Source organism: Pseudomonas vranovensis, from assembly GCF_040438935.1.
Taxonomy (GTDB): Bacteria; Pseudomonadota; Gammaproteobacteria; order Pseudomonadales; family Pseudomonadaceae; genus Aquipseudomonas; species Aquipseudomonas vranovensis.
Genome location: NZ_CP159259.1, coordinates 2905884 through 2928481 on the forward strand (window position 1 = coordinate 2905884; position 22598 = coordinate 2928481).

At 62.7% G+C, this 22598-nt stretch carries 21 protein-coding genes and 1 pseudogene; 13 read left to right on the top strand and 9 right to left on the bottom strand.

Features of this window, described 5'->3' with window-relative positions; all coding sequences use genetic code 11:
• Positions 1-29 precede the first annotated feature (29 nt).
• From ABVN19_RS13360 to ABVN19_RS13370, 3 genes are all read left to right on the top strand, one after another.
• Entirely contained in the window at positions 30-962 is a 933-nt protein-coding gene (locus ABVN19_RS13360) for a LysR family transcriptional regulator (protein ID WP_028944212.1), read from the top strand.
• A gap of 89 nt (positions 963-1051) precedes the next feature.
• Positions 1052-1453 carry a MerR family DNA-binding transcriptional regulator gene (locus tag ABVN19_RS13365; protein ID WP_028944211.1) on the top strand — a complete coding sequence of 134 codons (402 nt, stop codon included), beginning with the start codon at positions 1052-1054 and terminating at the stop codon, positions 1451-1453.
• 18 nt (positions 1454-1471) lie between these two features.
• Positions 1472-2371, top strand: a complete 900-nt coding sequence (locus tag ABVN19_RS13370) for a hydroxymethylglutaryl-CoA lyase (RefSeq protein WP_028944210.1) — start codon at positions 1472-1474, stop codon at positions 2369-2371.
• 535 nt (positions 2372-2906) lie between these two features.
• Here ABVN19_RS13370 and ABVN19_RS13375 read toward each other — a convergent pair.
• Entirely contained in the window at positions 2907-3440 is a 534-nt protein-coding gene (locus ABVN19_RS13375) for an MgtC/SapB family protein (RefSeq protein WP_028944209.1), read from the bottom strand.
• A gap of 138 nt (positions 3441-3578) precedes the next feature.
• On the opposite strand from ABVN19_RS13375, the gene ABVN19_RS13380 reads away from it, so the two are divergent.
• The 4 genes and pseudogenes from ABVN19_RS13380 to ABVN19_RS13395 form a co-directional block, all read left to right on the top strand.
• Positions 3579-3818: a DUF3203 family protein gene (locus tag ABVN19_RS13380; protein ID WP_028944208.1), complete on the top strand. Its 240-nt coding sequence runs from the start codon at positions 3579-3581 to the stop codon at positions 3816-3818.
• Between the two features lie 121 nt (positions 3819-3939).
• Positions 3940-5352: a cytochrome c oxidase accessory protein CcoG gene (gene ccoG / locus ABVN19_RS13385; protein ID WP_028944207.1), complete on the top strand. Its 1413-nt coding sequence runs from the start codon at positions 3940-3942 to the stop codon at positions 5350-5352.
• Positions 5353-5392: 40 nt separating this feature from the next.
• Positions 5393-6802 (top strand): GntR family transcriptional regulator MpaR, encoded by a 1410-nt coding sequence (gene mapR, locus ABVN19_RS13390; protein WP_028944206.1) that lies wholly within the window; start codon positions 5393-5395, stop codon positions 6800-6802.
• Positions 6803-6882: 80 nt separating this feature from the next.
• Positions 6883-8202: pseudogene (locus ABVN19_RS13395) on the top strand (ATP-binding protein); the annotation flags it as partial.
• Positions 8203-8232: 30 nt separating this feature from the next.
• Here the strand turns inward: ABVN19_RS13395 and ABVN19_RS13400 are convergent.
• Complete coding sequence (locus ABVN19_RS13400; RefSeq protein WP_028944205.1) at positions 8233-8979, bottom strand: SDR family oxidoreductase; 747 nt, start codon at positions 8977-8979, stop codon at positions 8233-8235.
• A 195-nt stretch (positions 8980-9174) separates the two neighbouring features.
• Here ABVN19_RS13400 and ABVN19_RS13405 point away from each other — a divergent pair, with 195 nt between their 5' ends.
• The 5 genes from ABVN19_RS13405 to ABVN19_RS13425 are packed head-to-tail and all read left to right on the top strand — an operon-like array spanning position 9175 to position 13713.
• A complete protein-coding gene (locus tag ABVN19_RS13405; protein WP_105642129.1) occupies positions 9175-10893 on the top strand; it encodes a copper resistance system multicopper oxidase in 1719 nt (572 codons plus the stop codon).
• Positions 10886-11767, top strand: coding sequence for a copper resistance protein B (locus tag ABVN19_RS13410; protein ID WP_105642130.1), 882 nt, complete (start codon positions 10886-10888; stop codon positions 11765-11767). The genes ABVN19_RS13405 and ABVN19_RS13410 overlap by 8 nt, the downstream gene beginning before the upstream one ends.
• Before the next feature lie 15 nt (positions 11768-11782).
• Positions 11783-12211: a DUF411 domain-containing protein gene (locus ABVN19_RS13415; protein ID WP_028944202.1), complete on the top strand. Its 429-nt coding sequence runs from the start codon at positions 11783-11785 to the stop codon at positions 12209-12211.
• Between the two features lie 10 nt (positions 12212-12221).
• Positions 12222-12656 carry a YqaA family protein gene (locus ABVN19_RS13420; protein ID WP_028944201.1) on the top strand — a complete coding sequence of 145 codons (435 nt, stop codon included), beginning with the start codon at positions 12222-12224 and terminating at the stop codon, positions 12654-12656.
• Positions 12657-12714: 58 nt separating this feature from the next.
• Positions 12715-13713, top strand: coding sequence for an alpha/beta hydrolase (locus ABVN19_RS13425; RefSeq protein WP_105642131.1), 999 nt, complete (start codon positions 12715-12717; stop codon positions 13711-13713).
• Here the strand turns inward: ABVN19_RS13425 and ABVN19_RS13430 are convergent.
• From ABVN19_RS13430 to ABVN19_RS13455, 6 genes are all read right to left on the bottom strand, one after another.
• Positions 13710-14297: a DinB family protein gene (locus ABVN19_RS13430; RefSeq protein ID WP_028944199.1), complete on the bottom strand. Its 588-nt coding sequence runs from the start codon at positions 14295-14297 to the stop codon at positions 13710-13712. The genes ABVN19_RS13425 and ABVN19_RS13430 overlap by 4 nt on opposite strands.
• A gap of 11 nt (positions 14298-14308) precedes the next feature.
• A complete protein-coding gene (gene zapE / locus ABVN19_RS13435) occupies positions 14309-15415 on the bottom strand; it encodes a cell division protein ZapE (RefSeq protein WP_105642132.1) in 1107 nt (368 codons plus the stop codon).
• 63 nt (positions 15416-15478) lie between these two features.
• The gene (locus ABVN19_RS13440) at positions 15479-16624 is read right to left on the bottom strand and encodes a PQQ-dependent sugar dehydrogenase (RefSeq protein WP_028944197.1); all 1146 of its coding nucleotides are present in this window, start codon (positions 16622-16624) and stop codon (positions 15479-15481) included.
• A gap of 26 nt (positions 16625-16650) precedes the next feature.
• Positions 16651-16974, bottom strand: a complete 324-nt coding sequence (locus tag ABVN19_RS13445; protein ID WP_028944196.1) for a hypothetical protein — start codon at positions 16972-16974, stop codon at positions 16651-16653.
• A 111-nt stretch (positions 16975-17085) separates the two neighbouring features.
• Positions 17086-18045: an agmatinase gene (gene speB, locus ABVN19_RS13450; protein WP_105642133.1), complete on the bottom strand. Its 960-nt coding sequence runs from the start codon at positions 18043-18045 to the stop codon at positions 17086-17088.
• Between the two features lie 22 nt (positions 18046-18067).
• Complete coding sequence (locus ABVN19_RS13455; RefSeq protein WP_028944194.1) at positions 18068-19150, bottom strand: extracellular solute-binding protein; 1083 nt, start codon at positions 19148-19150, stop codon at positions 18068-18070.
• Positions 19151-19250: 100 nt separating this feature from the next.
• On the opposite strand from ABVN19_RS13455, the gene ABVN19_RS13460 reads away from it, so the two are divergent.
• Entirely contained in the window at positions 19251-20141 is an 891-nt protein-coding gene (locus tag ABVN19_RS13460) for a LysR family transcriptional regulator (protein WP_028944193.1), read from the top strand.
• A 1-nt stretch (position 20142) separates the two neighbouring features.
• Here ABVN19_RS13460 and ABVN19_RS13465 read toward each other — a convergent pair whose 3' ends face one another.
• Positions 20143-22575 carry a TonB-dependent receptor gene (locus ABVN19_RS13465; RefSeq protein ID WP_051270546.1) on the bottom strand — a complete coding sequence of 811 codons (2433 nt, stop codon included), beginning with the start codon at positions 22573-22575 and terminating at the stop codon, positions 20143-20145.
• Positions 22576-22598: the final 23 nt, after the last annotated feature.

Here is a 22598-nt window from a genome sequence, read left to right on the forward strand (position 1 = left end):
CACCCATAACACCCACAAGAGCGGCGCCCATGAACCTGAGCAAGGTCGACCTGAATCTGTTCATCGTCTTCGATGCCATTTACACCGAAGCCAACCTGACCCGCGCCGGACAGATCGTCGGCATCACTCAGCCGGCGGTGTCCAACGCCCTGGCGCGACTGCGCGAGACCTTCAACGACCCGCTGTTCGTGCGCACCGCCCAAGGCATGGTGCCGACGCCCATGGCGCAGAACATCATCGGCCCGGTGCGCAATGCCCTTTCGCTGCTGCGCGTGTCGGTGCAAGAGAGCCGCATCTTCAACCCCTTGCAGGCCAACAAGACCTTTCGCATCAGCATGACCGACCTCACCGAGGCGGTGATCCTGCCTCCGCTGTTCCAGCGCCTGCGCCGCCTGGCCCCGGCGGTGATCATTGAAAGTTTTCTGTGCAAGCGCCGCGAGACCACCAAGGAACTGGCTGCCGGCCGCCTGGATTTTGCCGTCGATGCACCGCTCAACACCGACCCCCAGGTACGTCACGTCAAGCTGATGCAGGACCGCTATGTGTGCGCCTTGCGCCAGGGCCACCCGATGACCAAGGACAAACTCAGCCTGGACGACTACCTGGGGCTTACCCATATCCACATTTCCAGCCGGCGCAACGGCCTGGGTTATGTCGACCTGGCACTCGGCAAGATGGGCGTGCAGCGCAAGATAGCCCTGCGTTCTCAGCATTACCTGATGGCGTCCCAGGTGCTGCAGCAGACCGACATGGTCATGACGGTACCCGAGCGTTTCGCTCGTCGGCACCAGCTCAACTACCTGAGCTTGCCGGTCAATGACGTGCCGCCATTGGAAACCCACCTGTACTGGCACGAAAGCACCGACCAGGACCCGGCCAACCGCTGGATGCGCGAGCAGATCATCGAGTTGTGCCAGGCGGTGGTAGCGCAGGATGAGTGCGCTGCCAAGGCTGAGGTGTAGACCTTTTCGCGGGGCAAGCCCGCCCCACAGCTTGACGTATACGTAAAGGTGCAATTAGGTTAGCTCATGCCCCTTTTCCGAGCCAAGCAATGAGCAGCCAGACCTACAGCATCTCCGATCTGTCCCGCGAGCTGGACATCACCACCCGTGCCATCCGCTTCTACGAAGAACAGGGCTTGCTCAGCCCTGAACGCCGGGGGCTTGAGCGAGTGTATTCAGCGCGCGACAAGGTCAGCCTCAAACTGATCCTGCGCGGCAAGCGCATCGGCTTCTCGCTGGCCGAGTGCCGCGAGTTGATCGAACTCTACGACCCCACCAGTGGCAACCTCAAACAGCTGCACAGCATGCTGGCCAAGATTGCCGAACGTCGCGCCCAGCTCGAACAGCAACTGCTCGACATCCAGCAGATGCAGCTGGAGCTGGACACCGCCGAAGAGCGCTGTGAACAAGCGCTGGCCGCCACCTTGAACAATCAGAAAAACAGCCATTGAGCCCTGAGGAACCGCGCCATGTCATTGCCTTCAAACGTTCGCCTGGTCGAAGTCGGCCCCCGCGACGGCCTGCAGAACGAAGCCCAGCCCATCAGCGTGGCGGACAAGGTCCGACTGGTCGATGACCTGACCGCGGCAGGCCTCTCCTATATAGAAGTGGGCAGCTTTGTTTCACCCAAGTGGGTACCGCAGATGGGCGGCTCCGCCGAGGTGTTCGCCCAGATCCAGCAAAAGCCCGGCGTTACCTATGCCGCCCTGGCCCCCAACCTGCGCGGTTTTGAAGACGCACTGGCAGCCGGCGTCAAGGAAGTGGCCGTGTTCGCCGCAGCCTCCGAAGCCTTCTCGCAGCGCAACATCAACTGCTCCATCGACGAGAGCCTGCAGCGCTTCGTGCCGATCATGGATGCCGCTCGCGAGCAGGGTGTGCGGGTGCGCGGTTATGTGTCCTGCGTGCTGGGTTGCCCCTACGAAGGCGCGGTAAAAGCCGAACAGGTGGCACCGGTGGCACGCGAGCTGTTCGAGATGGGCTGCTATGAAGTGTCGCTGGGCGACACCATCGGCACCGGTACGCCGGGGGCTACCCGCCGGCTGTTCGAGGTGGTCGCTGCCCATGTGCCCCGCGCGCAACTGGCCGGACACTTCCACGACACCTACGGCCAGGCCCTGGCCAACGTCTATGCCAGCCTGCTGGAAGGTATCCAGGTGTTCGACAGTTCGGTGGCAGGCCTGGGCGGCTGCCCATATGCCAAGGGCGCCAGCGGCAATGTGGCCAGTGAAGACGTGCTGTACATGCTCCAGGGCCTGGGTATCGAAACCGGCATCGACCTTGAGCAATTGATCCTCGCCGGCCAGCGCATCAGCAACGTGCTGGGTCGTGCGAACGGCTCGCGTGTGGCGCGCGCCCGTAACGCGGTGTGAAAGGCGGCGGTAACAGCAGGCAGGAGGCCTGAGTGTTACCGCCCCCGCAGTTTTCAGCAAAAATCCGGGTAACACGGAAACAAATCGACAAATTCTCTCGCCCCTCTTTCCCGCCAAAAAAGATAAACCATTGATTTTATTAGGTTTTTAAAAGTTGGCACGGCACCTGCTATGTCTTTGGCACAAGAACAATAAAAACTGTGACACACCAATAAAAATAAGACGTAACGACTCTGACATAACAAGAACAACACGGCAGAGACGCAGCTAACAGATTTTTTTGGAGAGGATGTGCTTTCCCGGGGCGTGCCCCGCAACCTGACAAAAAACAATAAAACTACCCCAAGGTAGCGATGGTCACGGTTGGATCAGCAATGATGAGAGTAGATCAGCGCTCAAAAAAATACGTTTGCTCTTGATCCCGGATGGGGATCGCCCGTTTCAAGAGGCAACGGTTGCCAAAAACAACAATAGACCGCCCTCCAATAACAAAAAAAGAGCACGCAACAATCTTTGAGGGGAGCTTCGGCTCCCCTCAGTGCTTCCTGCCCTCCTCGTTTTCGTCCTCATCTTCCTCGTCCTCCTTCTCGAAGCGATCCACCACCCACGGCATCATGCCCAGCACCAGCAATGCCAACAGTGTGCTGATCACCGCCGTTGCTTCGCGGCCCATGCCCGCCGCCACACCAATGGCCGCCGTCATCCACAAACCCGCCGCCGTGGTCAGCCCTTTGACGTGGCTAAGCGCCTGATGATGGCCTTTGAGGATGGTGCCTGCACCCAGGAAGCCAATGCCTGCAACGATGCCCTGGATCACCCGGCTGAGCGCGGCATCGTCGACCCCAGCCATGCGTGGCACCAGCACAAACAGGGCGGCGCCCATCGCCACCAGCATATGTGTGCGTACCCCGGCGGCCTTGCCCTTGAGCTCGCGCTCAAAACCGAGGATGCCGCCGAGCAGGGCAGCCATGAGCATGCGCACCGTTACCTGGGTCAGTTGTTTGGCATCGTTGATGTCAGCGAACTCGGCCACCAGTGTTACCCAGACTTGATGCCACCAGGCGTCCATGGCGTGCTCCGCGAAAGGACTGTTTCAGGATGGACCGCCAACCAGGCCACTAATACTCCGACCGCTGATCGGTTAACCACAGCAACCATCCCCACCCTAGGGTCACAGCAGTAAGCCCCACGTGTGGAGAACGCGAGCATGCCCATTGAAATCGACGAAACCAACCAACGCTGCACCCTGATCAGCGACGACCTGCACATCCAGGGAGCCGCCAGCGATGTCACCGTGGTGACCGATGAACAGTTGCGCATGTCGGTGGCCGAGCTTGCCGGCGAACGCATTCCAATCACCGAAGCGGAAGCCGACGCCCTCACTGTAGCGGGTGCGGTGGATGGTCGCAGGCACCTCAAGACCACCGAGCCAGGCTCGGTAATCTGAGGGCTGCAGGGTTCTGGCGATAAATCTGATACGGTTTTTATAGAAATACCTGAGCCTGTTATGCAAACAGATGGGACGCCATAGTGCTCTGGCCTGATCGAGGCCTGATGAGCGACGAACCATGAGCGATAGAATTCCCGTCCAGATCGTTGAAATTGCCGAGCCTTCCACCGCCAAGAAGAAGACCGCCAGCAGCGACAGACAGATCCATACCCGCAGCTTCACCGGCTTGTTTCGCAACCTGCGCCTGCTGGGCGCGGGTTTTCTTTATGTGCTGTTCTTCGGCACCGTCTGGTTGAACTGGAACGGTCGCCAGGCAGTACTGTGGGACCTGGCGCAAAGCAAGTTCCACATCTTCGGTGCCACCTTCTGGCCGCAAGACTTCATTCTCCTCTCGGCACTGCTGATCATCTGCGCCTTCGGCCTGTTCGCCATCACCGTGCTGGCCGGACGGGTGTGGTGCGGTTACACCTGCCCGCAAAGCTCCTGGACCTGGCTGTTCATGTGGTGCGAGAAGGTTACCGAGGGCGACCGCAACCAGCGTATCAAGCTCGATGCCGCCCCATGGAGCCTGAACAAGCTGACCCGGCGCTCGGCCAAGCACACGCTGTGGCTGGCCATCGCCTTGATCACCGGGCTGACGTTCGTCGGCTACTTCACCCCGATCCGGCCACTGGCCGAAGAACTCTTCACCCTGCAACTGAGCGGCGTCGCCCTGTTCTGGGTACTGTTCTTCACCGGCGCCACCTACATCAACGCCGGCTGGCTGCGTGAAGCGGTGTGCATGCACATGTGCCCCTACGCCCGGTTCCAGAGCGTGATGTTCGACAAGGACACCCTGGCCATTGCCTACGACCCGGCCCGTGGCGAATCACGTGGCCCGCGCAAGAAAGACAGCGACTACAAGGCCAGGGGCCTGGGTGATTGCATCGACTGCCAGATGTGCGTGCAGGTCTGCCCAACCGGCATCGACATTCGCGATGGCCTGCAGATGGAGTGCATTGGCTGCGCGGCCTGCATCGATGCCTGCGACTCGATCATGGACAAAATGGGCTATGCCCGTGGCCTGGTCGGCTACAAGTCCGAACACAACCTGCAAGGCGGCAAGACCAACTGGCTGCGCCCTCGCCTGCTGGGCTACGTCACCGCGCTGGTGGTGATGATTGGCGCCCTGATCATCGCCCTGCAGCAACGACCGATGGTGTCGATGGACGTCATCAAGGACCGTGGCCTGTTCCGCGAGAACAACCTCGGCCAGATCGAAAACATCTACACCCTCAAAGTCATCAACAAGACCCAGCTACCGCAGCGCTACCGCCTGCGTCTGGTCGATGCCGAGGGCTTCGAGCTGCACGGCAAGACCGAGTTCACCCTGGACGCAGGCGAGATGAGCGAGTTGCCGGTGTCGGTAGCCATGCTCGCCGAACGCGCCCCGAGCAGCTCCCAGACGATCGGTTTTGAAGTGGTCGACACCGACGAGCCCGGCGTTGCCAGCACTGCCCACAGCCGTTTTGTCGCGCCAATGAACCGTTGATCACATACACTTCGCAGCAGTCGAAACGTCCAGAGCCATGATGAAACGCTACGAAAAATTCGCCGACGACATTGCCGAACTGATTCGCTCCGGGGTCCTTGCCCCCGGCCAGCGGGTGCCATCGGTGCGTTACGCCAGCCAGACCCACGGGGTCAGCCCTTCGACGGTATTCCAGGCCTACTACCTGCTGGAACGCCGCGGGCTGATCCGGGCACGGCCGCGCTCAGGCTACTTCGTCAATGCCCATGCCCCGCGTCAGTTCAACGAACCACAGATCATCGAACAGGCCAGCGAGTCCACCGAAGTGGATGTCAGTGAGCTGGTGTTCTCGATCCTCGACTCGATCAAAGACCCGCAAACCGTGCCCTTCGGCTCGGCCTTCCCCAGCCCGCACCTGTTCCCGTTACCGCGCCTGGCCCGCTCCATGGCCAGTGCCAGCCGCGAGATGGACCCGCGCATGGTCGTTACCGACCTGTCGCCGGGCAATCCCCAGCTGCGCCGGCAGATCGCCCTGCGCTACATGGTGGGCGGGCTGATGCTGCCCATGGAGGAGCTGTTGATCACCAACGGTGCGCTGGAAGCGCTGAACCTGTGCCTGCAGGCGGTGACCGAGCCAGGTGACCTGGTGGCGATCGAAGCGCCGGCCTTCTATGCCTGCCTGCAAGTACTGGAACGCCTCAAGCTCAAGGCAGTGGAGATTCCCGTACACCCGCGCGAAGGCATCGACCTGGGCGTATTGGCACAAACCTTGAGCAAGCACCCGGTCAAGGCCGTGTGGTGCATGACCAACTTTCAGAACCCGGTGGGCGCCAGCATGCCGGAGGAAAAGAAACAGCAATTGGTCGAACTGCTGCGTGAGCACCAGGTGCCGCTGATCGAAGACGATGTGTATGCCGAGCTGTACTACGCCCAGCAGGCGCCAAAACCAGCCAAGGCGTTCGACACCGACGGCCTGGTGATGCACTGCGGCTCGTTTTCCAAGAGCCTGGCACCGGGTTACCGTATCGGCTGGGTGGCGGCCGGGCGTTACGCGCAGAAAATCGAACGGCTGAAGTTGATGACCTCGCTGTGCGCTTCCATGCCCGCCCAGGCAGCGATCGCCGACTACTTGCAGCACGGTGGCTACGACCGCCACCTGCGCCGGCTCAGGTACGCCCTGGAAGAGCAGCAGAACGCCATGCTTGCCGCCATTGCCCGGCACTTTCCGGCCCAGACCCGCGTCAGCCATCCGGCCGGTGGATACTTCCTGTGGCTGGAGCTGCCCGAGCAGATGGATTCGCTCAAGCTGTTCCAGATGGCCCTGGCTCAAGGTATCAGTATTGCCCCCGGGCCGATCTTTTCGCCGACCCAGCGCTTTCGCAACTGCATTCGCCTGAACTACGGCAGCCCCTGGACCGAGCAGTCGGAAAAGGCCATGGAAACCCTGGGCAGGATCGTGCGTTCGTTCTAAACCGCCAGGCGTGCCTCGACAGCATTGTTGAGCGCCGCCGGGAGCGCTACAGTTTCAGGTCTCCAGGCCGGAACTCCCGTATGCCACCAAGCGAACTCGACACGCTGCGCCAACAGCTGGATGCACTCCGGCAGCAAAACACGCAACTCAAGGCCCAGTTGGCTGAGCGCAACGCCCGTGACCGCGTCCAGGCACAGATCGAACAGGCCCTGGCCGAAGCCCGGCAGCGCTACCTGTTTTTGTTCGACACCATGGACGAAGGCTTCTGCATCATCGAATTCTTCGATGGCCCCCATGGCCCCCTCAGTGACTACATTCATATCGAAGCCAACGCTGCCTATGCCAAGCACGCGGGCATCGAACATGTGGTCGGGCAAACGCTCAGGAGCATGGTGGCCGCCGAGGCCGATGACTGGATTGAACGTTACCGCCCGGTGTTACTGACAGGCGAGCCGGTGCGTTTTGAACAGGAACTGGTCGCCACCGGCCGCTTTCTGAGTATTTGCGCGTTTCGCATGGAGCCTGCCAGCGCCCGCCAAGTGGCGGTGCTGTTCCAGGACATCACCGAGCGCATACGGGCGCAAGGCGCACTCAAGCGGCTCAATGAAGACTTGGAGCAACGGGTAGCCCAGGCCGTGGCTGAACTGCAGCAAGAACAGCATCAACTGCACAAGGCCGAAGAAGCCTTGCGCCAGTCGCAGAAAATGGAAGCCGTAGGCCAGCTCACCGGCGGCATCGCCCATGACTTCAACAACCTGCTCACCGGTGTGCTGGGCGCCCTGCAGATCTCGCGTAATCTGCTGGCCAAAGGTCGTCATCAAGACATTGACCGGCTGCTGGATACCGCCGAAGAAGCCTCCAATCGCGCCGCATCGTTGATCCAGCGATTGCTGGCCTTTTCCCGGCGCCAGCTGCTGGATCCACGCCCCACCGATATGAACGCGCTGGTGGCCGGCATGGAGGAGCTGATCCGCCGCAGCGTCGGTCCGCAGATTGAAGTCAACGTCATCACCAGCACACCGCCGTGGCACACCTTCGTTGACCCGCCACAGCTGGAAAATGCGTTGCTCAACCTGTGCCTGAATGCTCGTGATGCGCTGCCGGATTACGGGCATATCACCATCGAGACCCGCAACCTGCTGCTCGATGCCCAGGACGCTGCGCTGCTGGACCTGCCACCCGGCCACTACCTGCGCCTGAGCGTCTGCGACGATGGCACTGGTATGCCTCCCGAGGTGCAGCGACGGGTATTCGATCCGTTCTTCACCACCAAACCCGTAGGCCAGGGCACCGGCCTGGGCCTGTCGATGGTCTACGGGTTTGTGCGCCAGTCCGGTGGCCAGGCACGGGTGCAGTCGGTACCGGGCCAGGGCACCAGCATCCACCTGTACTTGCCGCGCCTTGAGCCGCAAGAGGACCTGCGCACCTGATCAGCGCCCGCCGCCCAGGTCGATGAAGCTGCCGGTGGAATACGAAGCCTTGTCCGACAGCAACCAGATGATCGCCTCGGCCACTTCCTCGGCCTGGCCGCCACGCCCCATGGGAATGCCGGGTTCAAGCTTGCTGACCCGGTCCGGATCGCCGCTCAGGGCGTGGAAGTCGGTGAAGATGTAGCCCGGGCGCACGGTATTGACCCGCACGCCTTCACCGGCCACTTCCTTGGCCAGCCCCACGGTAAAGGTATCCAGCGCGCCCTTGGTGGCGGCGTAGTCGACATACTCGTTGGGCGAACCCAGGCGGGCGGCGACCGATGACACGTTGACGATGCTGCCGCCCTGGCCGCCGTGACGCGTCGACATGCGCTGCAAGGCATGCTTGGTACACAGGATCGGCCCGACCACGTTGGTTTTCATCAACTTGAGCAGGCGGAATTCCGACACTTCCTCGACCCGGCTTTTCTGGCCGATGGTCCCGGCATTGTTGACCAGTGCGGTCACCGGGCCCAGCTCGGCATCGACGCGGTGGAACAGCTGGATGATCTCGTCCTCGACACTGACGTCAGCCTTGACCACGATGGCCTCGGCACCCAGCTCGCGCACCTCGGCCAGCACACGCTGGGCCGCCTCGTCGTCGCTCAGGTAGTTGATACAAATGCGATAGCCCTCACGGGCCGCCAGGCGTGCCGTTGCGGCGCCAATGCCGCGGCTGGCGCCGGTGATCACGATGACCTTGTCCATGGATACTCCTTGCCCCCACTGGTGCTGAGCCATCAAGGCTAACGCAGGAAGGGGGCCGGCGAAAAGCAGCGCCCAATAGCCTTCGTCACTGCAGGCGCGCGAGGGCAACTGACAAATCTGTAATCTGCGTCTCAGTTTCCTGACAGTCGCCACTGACTAATGTCGTGCCACCATCGCTACTGGATTGGCAATGACATGCTCCGACACCCCACCCGCCGTACCTTCGTCAAAGGCTTCGCCGCCGCCAGTACCCTGGCCGGCCTTGGTCTCTGGCGCCTGCCTGCCTTCGCTGCCAGCACCCCGCTGGGCAATGAACTCGCCGGCCGCGACTTCGATCTGTTCATTGGCCAGACGCCAGTGAACATCACCGGCCGCCCGCGCACCGCACTGACCATCAACAACAGCCTGCCAGGCCCGGTGCTGCGTTGGCGCGAAGGCGACACGGTAACTTTGCGAGTGCGCAATCGCCTGGACGAACCGACCTCGCTGCACTGGCACGGCATCATCCTGCCGGCGAACATGGATGGCGTGCCGGGCCTGAGCTTTGCCGGCATCGAACCCGGCGGCGACTACCTGTACCAGTTCACCCTGCAGCAAAGCGGCACCTACTGGTATCACAGCCATTCCGGCCTGCAGGAGCAGGCCGGAGTGTATGGCGCGATCGTCATCGAGCCCAAGGCGCCCGAGCCTCATCGCTACCAGCGCGACTATGTGCTGTTGCTCAGCGACTGGAGCGACCAGGCACCTGATGAATTGATGGCCACGCTGAAAAAGCAGTCCGACGCCTTCAACTACCACAAGCGCACCGTCGGTGATTTCATCGACGACGTGGCGCTGCACGGCTGGTCAAAGACCGTGGCCGAGCGCAAGGGCTGGGCGCAGATGCGCATGAGCCCTACCGACCTTGCCGACATCAGCGCCGCCACCTACACCTACCTGCTCAACGGCCAGCCCCCGGACGGCAACTTCACCTGCCTGTTCCAGCCGGGTGAAACCGTGCGCCTGCGCCTGATCAACGGCTCGGCCATGAGCTACTTCGATTTTCGCATCCCGGGGTTGAAGCTGACGGTCATCGCCGCCGACGGTATGCCGGTGCATCCGGTGAGCGTGGATGAACTGCGCATTGCCGTGGCTGAAACCTACGATGTGCTGGTCGAGGTGGGCGACCTCCCCGCCTACACCCTCTACGCCCAGAGCATGGACCGTACCGGCTACGCCCGCGGCACCCTGGCGCGCAGTGCCGGACTCAGCGCCCCCGTGCCGGTTCCCGATCCACGGCCGATCCTGACCATGGCCGACATGGGCCACGGCGGCATGGATGCCATGGGAGGCATGGATCACAGCAAGATGGCTGGCATGGAGGGTATGGACCACGGCGCCATGTCCGGCATGCAGGCCCACCCGGCCAGCGAAACCGACAACCCGCTGGTAGACATGCAGACCATGAGCCCCAAACCCAACCTCGCCGACCCGGGCATCGGCCTGCGCAACAACGGTCGCCGGGTACTGACCTATGCCGACCTCAAAAGCACCTTTGCCGACCCGGACGGCCGCGAGCCATCCCGGGAAATCGAGCTGCACCTGACCGGCCATATGGAACGCTTTGCCTGGTCGTTCAACGGCATCAAGTTTTCCGACGCCGAGCCCCTGCGCCTGACCTACGGCGAGCGGCTGCGCATCACCCTGGTCAACGACACCATGATGGCCCACCCAATCCACCTGCACGGGTTGTGGAGTGACCTGGAGGACGAACACGGCCGCTTCCAGGTGCGCAAGCACACCCTCGACATCCCGCCGGGCAGCCGGCGCAGCTACCGGGTCAGCGCCGATGCCCTGGGTCGCTGGGCCTATCACTGCCACTTGCTCTACCACATGGAGATGGGCATGTTCCGCGAGGTACGCGTCGATGAATGAATTCTTCAATCGCCCGCTGCTGGGCAGCCTGGCACTGCTCACCCTACTGGCCAGTGAAGACCTGCGCGCGCAGCCGATGGACCATGGGGCCATGAACCACGGCAGCATGAAGCACGGCGCAATGGACCACAGCGTCATGGGTCATGCTCAGGCCCCGGACACGCCGCGTACCCCCTTGCGCCCCATCACCGACGCCGACCGCCGCGCCGCTTTCCCGCCCTTGCCCGGTCACTCGGTGCATGACAAGCAGGTCAATTGGGCAGTGATCGTTGAACAACTGGAGTATCAGAACTACGACAGCCGCGACGTGCTGAACTGGAACGCCAACGCCTGGATCGGCGGCGACGTGGACCGGCTCTGGCTGCGTACCGAAGGCGAGCGAGAAAACGGCGTCACCCACAAGGCTGAACTGCAGGCACTCTGGGGCCACGCCATCAGTCCCTGGTGGGAGTTGGTGGGTGGCGTGCGTCAGGATTTCAAACCGGCCAGTGGCCAGGCCTGGGCGGCATTCGGTATCCAGGGCACGCCGCTCTATGGCCTGGAGCTGGAAGCCACTGCCTACGTGGGTGAGCGTCAACAAACCGCGCTGCGCCTGGAGAGCAGTTACGCTATCCTGCTGACCAATCGCTGGGTACTCGAGCCCTCCCTGGAGGCCAATTTCTATGGCCGTAACGACGCCAGCCGCGACCAGGGCAGCGGCCTTGCCGACAGTGAGATCGGCGTGCGTCTGCGGTATGAGATCACCCGCGGATTTGCCCCTTACCTGGGCGTGAGTTTCAACCGAAGCTACGGCAATGCTGCCGAACAGCTTCGTGATGACGACGGCGACATCGGCCAGACCCGCCTGGTCGCCGGTGTCCGCCTGCGTTTCTAGTCTTGGAGAATCACCATGTTGAGCAAGAAAATCGCCGCTTTCGGCCTGCTGGCCCTGAGCACCCTGGCCCAGGCCGGCCAGACCATCGACGTCTACCGCGACCCGAACTGCGGCTGCTGCAAAGAGTGGATCACCCACCTGCGCGACAACGGGTTTACCGTCAATGATCATGTCGAGCCGAACATGAGCGCCGTCAAGCAACGCCTGGGCGTGGCACCGCGCCTGGCCTCATGCCACACCGGCGTGATCGACGGCAAGTTCGTCGAGGGCCATGTACCGGCCGAGCAAGTCAAGTTGCTGGCCAAGCGCTCCGACCTCAAGGGCCTGGCCGTACCGGGCATGCCCATGGGCTCGCCCGGCATGGAAATGGGCGACCACAAGGATGCCTACGAAGTCATTGGCCTGACCCAGGATGGCCGCGACGAAGTGGTTGCCAAGTACTGATCCGCCCTGAATGTTGAGCGAATGGGCGCTGTTTCTCAGCGCCTTTGGCGCCGCCACCCTGTTGCCGCTGCAATCGGAAGCCGTGCTGGTGGGCTTGCTGGTGCGCGACCCGCAGGCGGTGGTGAGCCTGTTGCTGATTGCCACGGCCGGCAATGTGCTGGGCTCGATCGTCAACTGGCTGCTGGGCCGGGGCATCGAGCACCTGCGCGACCGGCGCTGGTTTCCGTTCAAGCCCGCCCAACTGGAAAAAGCCCAGCAGCGATACCAGCGCTTCGGACAGTGGTCGCTATTGCTGAGCTGGATGCCGGTGATCGGTGACCCGTTGACCCTGATCGCCGGGATCATGCGCGAACCGTTCTGGCGCTTCCTGGTGCTGGTGACGCTGGCCAAGGCCGGTCGCTACCTGGTGCTGGCGCTGGTGACACTGGGCTGGATGCAACATTGAATCCCTGCAAGCGGGTAGAGTCTGAGCCTGAACCCGAGGCTCAACACGGAGTACCCTGATGCTGCGCTTATCCACCCTGGCCCTGAGCGGCCTGCTCGCCAGCCACGCCTTCGCCGCCCAGCCCCCGACCTATGGCGCGCAACTCGAAGGTTTCGACTACCCCTACCCCCTCAAGCATTTCGATTTCCAGTCCCAGGGCCAGCCCCTGCAGATGGGCTACATGGACGTTGCTGCCAGCGGCAAGGCCAACGGCCGAACCCTGGTGTTGATGCATGGCAAGAACTTCTGCGCCGCCACCTGGGAAACCACGATCAAGGCCCTGAGCGATGCCGGCTACCGGGTCATCGCCCCGGACCAGATCGGTTTTTGCAGCTCAAGCAAACCGGCGCACTACCAGTACAGCTTCCAGCAACTGGCCGACAACACCCACGCCCTGCTCAAGCAATTGGGGATCAGCAAGGCCAGCCTGCTCGGCCACTCGACCGGCGGCATGCTCGCCACCCGTTATGCCTTGCTCTACCCACAACAGGTCGAACGTCTGGCGCTGGTCAATCCCATCGGCCTTGAGGACTGGAAAGCCCTGGGCGTGCCCTACCGAACCGTCGATCAATGGCATGAACGCGAGCTCAAGCTTGATGCCGAAGGGGTACGCAATTATGAGCGCAAGACCTATTACGCCGGGCGCTGGAAGCCTGCATACGAACGTTGGGTGCAGATGCTGGCAGGGCTCAACCAGGGACCCGGGCACAAGGCGGTGGCGTGGAATTCGGCGCTGATCTACGACATGATCTTCACCCAGCCAGTGGTCTATGAGTTCAAGCACCTGCAGATGCCGACCCTGCTGCTGATCGGCGATGCCGATACCACCGCCATTGGCAGCGATGTCGCCCCGCCCGAGGTCAAGGCGCGGCTCGGTCATTACCAGACCCTGGGCAAGGAGGTCAGCAAGCTCATTCCACAAGGCGAGCTGGTGGAGTTCCCGGGCCTTGGGCATGCGCCGCAGATCGAGGAACCTGAGCGTTTCCATCAGGCCCTGCTCGGCTGGCTGGGGCGTTAACGCCCCCAGACCTGCGCTTCGGTCCAGCCCAGCTCGGCGAAATCCTGGGCCCGCAGGTGGGCTTCGTCCTCGCAGAAAAACTCATCGAGCTGTGGGGGCCTCACCGACGTGTCGCTGAGCATGCCATGGACCTGCCCGCGATGATGGATCTGGTGCTCGAACAGATGGGAAAGCAGGCGCAAGCGCTGTTCGCGCTGAACCCAGTCAGGACGCACGATGCTCACATAACGCTGCAACTGGTCGTCGCGTAACTGGCTGCAATAGGCAATCAGGCGATGATCGGCCTGGGCCTGCTCGTCATACAGGGTTTCACAGGTGGCAAAGGGTTCCTGGGGCTCGAAGAAGCGTTCGGTGTCGGGCTCCGGCGCCTCGCCGCGCTGCTCGGACTCCAGTGCATTGAGGTAGAACCAGTCCACCGTGAGGATGTGATTGAGGGTCGCCTTGATCGACCCGAAGAAGCTGCAGCGTTGCGCCACGAACTCGTCCTGGGTCAGTTGCAGGCAGGCCTTGTAGAGCCTGTGGTTGGCCCAGCCATTCTGATAGGCCATGGTCAACAGGTAATGCGAAAGCGAAAGCGGCTGCATGATCGACTCCTTCAACAGAAGCGTTGCAGTTGCATCTCCCGCAAGCGGCTCAGTGTTCGCCGAAACGGGAACTCCAGATACCCTTGAGTGTAGAGCGCTTCGAGCGGCACTTCGGCCTCCAGGTACAGGGCGACCCGACGGTCGTAGCATTCATCGACCAACGCAATGAAGCGCCGCACGCTGTCATCGTGAATCGACAGCTGGGGCAACTCACGATCCCCCGCCGCCACGCGCTCGGCACCGTCCTCGGTGCCCCGGGCAATTTTCGCCGGACGCTGGCGGGCGCCCAGGGCCGGCACATCACTCAGCAGGATCGCCTTGAAGGTATCGCACATGGCCATGAAATCCATGGCAGCCAGCGGCTGTTCGCACAGGTCGGTATAGCGGCACCAGATTACCGTGGCGCAGCGTTGCACTACCTGGACCTGGCGTGAGCCTACTGGCATTGGCTGATCGGTACAGCGCTGATCGCCACACAGCTGCGCAAAGACATCGGCCAGGGCTTGCGACTGTCCGGGTTCGCGTACCCAATAACGCTGTTGCTCGGCGCCGGGGTGCAGGCGGTGGTCCTGGTCACCGATGACCGGCTGCACATGCATGTGCTGCTCGATCGCAGCAATTGCCGGCAGGAAGCGCTCGCGATTGAAACCATCGGCATACAACTGCCGGGGCGGCTGGTTGGAGGTTGCGACAATCACCACGCCGGCCTCGAACAGCACCTGGAACAAGCGCCCGAGAATGATCGCGTCACCGATATCGTTGACGAACAGTTCATCGAAGCACAGCACACGGATCTCGTCGGCCAGGGACAAGGCCAGCGCCTGCAACGGGTCGGCGGTGCCGTTGAGCTGGAACAGACGCTGATGCACCCAGCGCATGAAATGGTGGAAATGCTGGCGTCGGGCCGGCACCTGCAAGCAGGCATGGAACTGGTCCATCAGCCAGGTCTTGCCGCGCCCTACCGGGCCCCAGAGGTAGACGCCATGTGGGGTTTCGCCGCGCTGCAGGGCGTTGAAGCAGGCATCCAGGGCGCTGGCAGCCTGAGCCTGGGCCGGGTCACTGACAAAGCCGTCGTGGTCGATGGCCTGCTGGTAGAGGCGCAGGGGGGAGCCGGACATGGAACGGGCCTTTGGGAAAAAGGCCCATTCTGGTGGCGAAGCGAATCGCGGGCAAGCCCGCGACTACAGGTCCAGCCCCACTTTCAGCAACTGACCGTCCTCGGCATCGGTGAGCAGGTACAGGTACCCGTCCGGCCCCACCCGCACATCACGGATCCGCGCATCGAGCTCACCCAACAAGCGTTCTTCATGAACCACCTTGTCGCCATCAAGCTGCAGGCGAATCAGTTCCTGGCTGAGCAAGGCTCCGATGAACAGGCTGTGGTCCCAAGGTTTGAAGCGGGGGTTGTCGTAAAAGGCCATGCCACTGATAGCGGGCGACTTCTCCCAGACATGGTGCGGGTCGACCATGCCATCCACATGCTCGCCCTTGGCCTCGGGAATCGGCAGCAGCGAGTAATTGATGCCGTGGGTCGCAATCGGCCAGCCATAGTTCTTGCCGGGTTTGGGCAAGTTGATTTCATCCCCGCCACGAGGCCCGTGCTCATTGGTCCACAGCTCGCCGGTCCAGGGGTTGAGCGCCGCGCCCTGCTGGTTACGGTGGCCGAACGACCAGATCTCCGGGCGCACATTCTGCTGCCCTGCAAAGGGGTTGTCTTTCGGTACCGTACCGTCCGGCAGGATGCGCACCACCTTGCCCTGCAACTTGTCCAGGTCCTGCGCCGTCGGGCGCTGGTTGTTTTCGCCCAGGGCGATGAACAGGAAGCCGTCGCGGTCGAATACCAGCCGTGAACCAAAGTGATTACCCGTCGACAATTTGGGTTGCTGGCGGAAGATCACGCTGAAGTCTTCAAGCTTGGCCATGTCGGCAGACAGCCGTCCACGTCCGACCGCCGTGCCTGCCTTGCCGTCCTCACCCGCCTCGGCAAAGCTCAGGTACACCCAGCGGTCCTGCTTGAACGTCGGCGACAGCGCCACATCCAGCAAGCCGCCCTGCCCCTGGGCCCACACCACCGGCACGCCCCCCAGCGGTGCGCCGACCTTGCCTTCGGCGCTGACAATGCGCAGGTTGCCCGGGCGTTCGGTCACCAGCATGCCTTTGCCATCCGGCAGGAACGCCAGGGCCCAGGGGTTGCGCAGGCCTTCGGCCAGGGTGCTGACCTTGACGGTGCCCTCCTCGCTCTTGAAATCGCGCTCGGGTGCGGCATGCGTCATCAGCGGCAACAGTGCCGCCGTCAACAGTATGGGTATCCAGGTGCGTGCAGACATCGGCGTTTCCTTTCAAGGGGCCGCCATCAAGGCGTGCGAGGCGACTCGCGGGGCGGTCGGGTGGGTTCCAGGCGCGGCGTGGACTGCTCGCGGCGCATGTCCTGACCATTGCCAATGCCCCTGTTCTCAAGGGTCGGCTGGCGTGGCACAGGCTGGGTGGAGGGGCCGCGCAGCGGCGGTGCGGGCTGCACGCTGCCCTGGCGGCTGTTGGGATTGGCCCGCATGATCGGGCTGTTGTAGGGGTTGTTCGGCGAGGCAGCCAGCTGTACCGGTGCCTGCGCGGCATGAACCGGCGCGAGCAACAACAGGCCGAGGGACAGGCCGGCCAGCGCCGGCAGTGATGTGTTCACGGGTTTACCTCCTGCGCGAAACGACGCGCCCAAGCATTGGATAGCCTAAGGCGCGCCAGGTTCGTCAGGGAACCGTGATTTCTCCTACACGTGATTCATTTTGTTTCCGACTCACCTATCCACTTTGTGTCGCGCCGCGTACAGACACAGCATTTCCATCGCCAGGGTCGCCCCCGCCAACGCCGTGATATCGGCGTGGTCGTAGGCTGGTGCGACCTCCACCAGGTCCATGCCCACCAGGTTGATACCGCGCAGGCCACCGATGATCTCCAGCGCCTGCACCGTGGTCAGCCCGCCACACACCGGCGTGCCGGTGCCGGGCGCGTAGGCTGGGTCCAGGCAATCGATGTCGAAGGTCAGGTACACCGGGTTGTCGCCCACCCGCTCACGGATCGCCTCGATGATCGCCTCGCAGCCTTGCCGATGAACCTGACGCGCATCGAGCACGGCAAAGCCCTGGGTATCGTCGTTGGTGGTACGCAGGCCAACCTGTACCGAACGCGCAGGGTCGACCAGGCCTTCACGGGCGGCGTGCCAGAACATGGTGCCGTGGTCCACCCGTCCGCCTTCTTCGTCGGGCCAGGTGTCGCTGTGGGCGTCGAAGTGGATCAGCGACAAGGGCCCGTGTTTGCGGGCATGCGCCTTGAGCAGCGGATAGCTGATGAAGTGATCGCCGCCCAGGGTCAGCATGGCGCAGCCCGCCTCGAGAATATGTTCGGCATGGGCCTGGATGCTGTCCGGTACGGTGTGTGGGCTGCCGTAGTCGAAGTTGCAGTCGCCATAGTCGATCACTGCCAGATGATCGAACGGATCGAACGCCCACGGCCAATGCCGGGCCCAGGCCTGCTGCACCGAGGCCGCGCGAATGGCCCGCGGGCCGAAACGCGCCCCCGGTCGGTTGCTGGTGGCGGTATCGAACGGCACGCCGCTGACCACCACATCGACACCACGCAAGTCGCGGCTATAGCGGCGTCGGGAAAAACTGGTGATACCGGCAAAGGTGTTTTCAGCGATGGTGCCATAGAGGCTGTCACGGGTCATGGCCTGGTCGTTGTTCGGGGTGAGATCCATCATCGGGCTCCTGGTTCTATTGTTATTGGCGGCTACGGAAGGTGGTCCACAGGCGGGTGCGCTGGCGCATGTCGGCCAGGCTCATGCTGCGGTCGGCGAACAGCCGCGCGCGCACTTCATCCGAGGGGTAGATATCCGGGTCGCTGCGCACCGCCTCGTCCACCAGCACCGTGGCGGCCTGATTGGCATTGGCGAAAAACAGCGTGTTGGTCAGCGGCGCCACCGAGTCGGGGCGCAGCATGAAGGCGATAAAGGCCCGCGCGGCCTCCGGGTGCGGCGCGTCCTTGGGGATGACCAGGTTGTCTTGCCAGATGATCGTGCCTTCGCGGGGGATCCGGTAGATCACCTGGTAGGGCTTCTCGGCCTGGCGGGCCTGGTCGGCGGCCATTCCGGCGTCACCGTTGTAGGTCAGCGCCAGGCACACGCTACCGTTGGCCAGGTCGTTGATCTGCCGGCCGTTGGCCACGTAGCTGATCGAGGGCTGCAACTGCTGGAGCAGCGCCTGGGCAGCGGCCAGGTCTTCCTTGTTACGGCTGTAAGGGTCTTTGCCCAGGTAGTGCAGGGCTACGCCGATCACTTCCTGGGGCGAGTCGGACATGGCGATCCCGCAGCCCTTGAGCTTGCTGGCGTACTCGGGCTTGAACAACAGATCGAGGCTGTCCAGCGGCGCATCATCGCCAAGCCGCTGGCGTACCGCCTCAAGGTTCATGCCCAGCCCCAGGGTGCCCCAGGTGTACGGCACGGCGTACTGGTTGCCGGGGTCCACCTCGGCCAGCTTGGCCAGCAGGTCCTTGTCCAGATTGCTGTAGCCGGGCATCGCCTGCGCCTGCAACGGTTGCAATGCACCTGCCGCCAAAGCCCGCGCCAGCACACTGGACGACGGCACCACCACGTCGTAGCCACTGCCTCCGGTAAGCAACTTGGTTTCCAGCACCTCGGTGGTGTCGAAGGTGTCGTAGCGCACCTTGTAGCCGGTTACCTTTTCAAAGCGCTGCAAGGCCTCTGGCGCCACATAGTCGGCCCAGCTGTAGAGGTTGAGGACTTTTTCTTCGGCCTGCACCGGCAACGCCAGTATCAGGGGGAGCAACCACAGGGTCGTACGCATGTCGGGCACCTTTGTGAGTGGATGCCGCCAGCATGCACGCCGGGTTACATTGCTAAAATGGTAAGTTACTTAACCTGACATTCAGCGGGAGCAATGTTTGATGCTCGGACAACTGCACGACCTGGACCTGCACCTGCTGCGGCTGTTCGTCACTGTAGTCGAGGCCGGCGGCTTCAGTGCCGCCCAGGGCGTGCTGGGCCTGAGCCAGCCGAGCATCAGCCAGCAAATGGCCCGCCTGGAAACGCGGCTGGGTTATCGCCTGTGCAGTCGAGGCAAAGGCGGCTTTCGCCTGACCGCCAAAGGCGAAGTGCTGCTCAAGGCCACGCGGGAACTGCTGGTGCAGATCGAAGCCTTCCGCCACCAGGCCAACGGCGTGGCCGGGCGATTGCTCGGAGAGGTACGAATCGGTATTTCCGAAGCCCAGGACAGCAGCGTCACCCTGCGCCTGGCCCACGCCATCGAGCGCTTTCGTCAACGTGACGAATCAGTACGCCTGGAACTGGTCAGCGCCATGCCGGCCGACCTCGAGCGCCAGCTGTTGCAGCAGCGCCTGGACCTGGCAATCGGCTATTTCTCGGGCAAGCAGTCGGCCTTCGACTACGCACCGCTGTTCGAGGAGACCCAGCGCCTGTACTGCGCCAGCCACCACCCATTCGCCGGCCAGGCTCACGTAAGCCTTGAGGTATTGCGTGAGGCCGACCAGGTCGAGCACCCCTACCGCTTCATGGAAAACCCCGACCCGCTTACGGGCGGTCGCGCCTCGGCGCGCTCCGAGCAGGTCGATGGCGCCCTGGCGTTTGTCTTGTCAGGGCGACACATCGGCTACCTGCCCTGCCACTACGCCGCGCCCTGGGTAGAGCGCGGGCTATTGCATGGGTTGGACCCTATGCTGAACTTCCAGGTGCCCTTCGTTCTCGTCCGCCACCGTGCCCAGGTCCCCAGCGACGCCCAGCAGGCCTTCAGTGACGACCTGCTGGCAGCCTTCGCCTGACTCAATAGGCCATCGACCAGGTCAGGGTGTAGGTACGCCCACGGCCCTGGTAGTCATACAGGTACTCCGGGCCGTAGGTCGGTGAGTAGAACAGCGTCGCGCGCTGGCCCCAGACGGTGCTGTACTGCTTGTCGAGCAGGTTCTGGATACCGGCGCTGAAGGTACCGAAACCGGTGTCCTGGCTGCCCAGCAGGTCGAAGGTGGTGTAGCCGCTGATCTTGTGGTCGGCATCGTCTTCGAGGGTGAACGCATGGTTGGCCTGCAGGCGCGCGCTGCGGCCTTCCTCCTTCCAGCCGACAAAGGCGGTGGACTTGGACAGCGAGGCATAGCGGGCGTCACGCTTGATCCAGTCGCCGTCCTGGTCTTCTTCCTCGGAGCGCACCAGGTGCAGAGTGCTGCCCGCCTCCCAGCCACTTTCGAAGTGACGGGTCAGCGAGCCTTCAAAACCGAAGTCCCGGCTCTTCTGGTCTTCGACGTTGATGGTCAGGGTGGCCATGTCGGTGGTGATGATCTTGTCCGACCAGATGTAGTACACGGCTGCCTGGGCATCCCAGTCCAGGTCGGCGTAGCGCCAGCCCATTTCCACCTGGCGGCTCTTGATGCCGGCCAGCGGGTTGTCTTCAACACTCAGGCCGGGCTTGCCGTAATACTTGGCCGGGTCCGGCAGGTCGAAGCCTTCGCCGTAGTTGGTCCACACCTGGTGGCCGTTCTTGAAGTCATAGATGGCGCCCAGGTTGAACAGGTTGACCTGGTAGTCGTTATTGCCGCCGGGCACGTTCTTGAATTCACCGACATCCACGTCCATCTGCTGACGCCGGGCGCCACCGGAGACGGTCAGGTTATCGGTGGCATGCCAATCCAACTGGGCGTAGTACGACAGGCCGTCCACCCGGTAGCTGGGATAACGCGGGGCCTCGCTGGCCTTGTCCAGGTCCAGGCCGCCGCTTTGGGATGAGGTCAAGGCATCGAAGGTGGTCTGGTCGGCATTGAAGCGCTCGCGGTCCAGGTCCACGCCATAGGTCAGCTTGAGGGTGTCCCACTGCTTGGCGAACAGCGCCTTGAGGCTGCTGACTTCGAAGTTCTGCTGCGAGGCAGCGAAGTACACACCCTTGGACCCGGCCGGCTTTCCGGGGTTGTAGTAGGGGAACGGGTAGAAGTTGTCATCTTCCTTGCGGTAGGACGCCTGCAGGTAGAAGTCTTGGCCCAGCACATCGCTGTGGTGGTAGTTGGCATTGAGCAGCAGGCGCTTGGTGCGCGGTTCAAGGTCGGTGGAGTAACCGCTGCGCAGCTCGGCGTCCTCGAGGTCCGAGGGGGCGTTGTAGTTCAGGTTGGGAAAGTAGATCCCGGTACTGCCGTGGTTGCCCGAGTCGTAGTACTGGGCGAGCAGGTCGAGGCTTTGCTCATCGTTGAATTTCAGGCCCAGGCTGCCGAGCACATCAATGGTGCGGTTGTACTGCAGGTCGGTCTGGGTGTTGTCGATGAAAATCTGGTCGCCGGCACCATCGTAGAAAGCTTCATTCTGCTCGCCCGAGATACCCAGGCGCGCATTCACACGTTCATTGCCGCCACTGACCGACTGGGCGATGCGGGTCGAAAGGTCGTCGCTGTTGTTGAAACCGCTGCTGGCGCCCAACTGGGTTTCAAAGCGCGCCGGGCCTTCCTCGCCCTTTTTGGTAACGATATTGATGATGCCGCCAGTCGCGCCGCCACCGTAGATGGCGCTGGCGCCCGAAAGCACTTCGACCCGCTCGACGTTGAACGGCGAGATGCTGTCGAACTGGCGCGACAGACCGCGCGAACTGTTCTGGCTGACCCCGTCGATCATCACCAGCACATTGCGGCCACGCATGTTCTGGCCGTAGTTGGTACGCCCTTCCGGCGCCAGGTCCAGGCCTGGTACCAGCTTGCCAATGGCTTCCTTGAGGCTCACCCCACTGTTGATCTGCTCGTTGAGCTGCTGCTGATCGACTACCCAGACCGTGCCGGGAATTTCGCTGATGGAGGTGCTGGTACGCGAAGCGACGCTGACTTCGATCGGCTTGAGGCTGACACTGGCCGGCGTTGCCTGGGCCTTGCGCAGAATCACCGTGCGCGCATCGCTGAACTGCCAGCTCATGCCGCTGCCGGCCAGCAGGCTTTGCAGTGCCTGGGCGATGCTGTAGCGACCGCTGAGCGCCTGGCTGTGCAAGCCGTCGACATCGGAAGTGGTGAACAACAAGTGCAGACCGGCCTGATCGGCGAACGCGGTCAGGGCCTGATCGAGGTTCTGGGCCGGCAGCTCCAGGGTGACTTCGCGGTCTTGCTGGGCGCTGTTCTGCGCAGCATTGGCAACCTCGGCAGCCTGAACCCAGACCGGACCGAGCAACGCAGCAACAGCGGTAGAGGCCAGCAGCGCGTGTTTGAAATAGCCACTGGAGGGGGCGATAGACTTCACTGTTTTCTTCCAGGCAAAGGTAC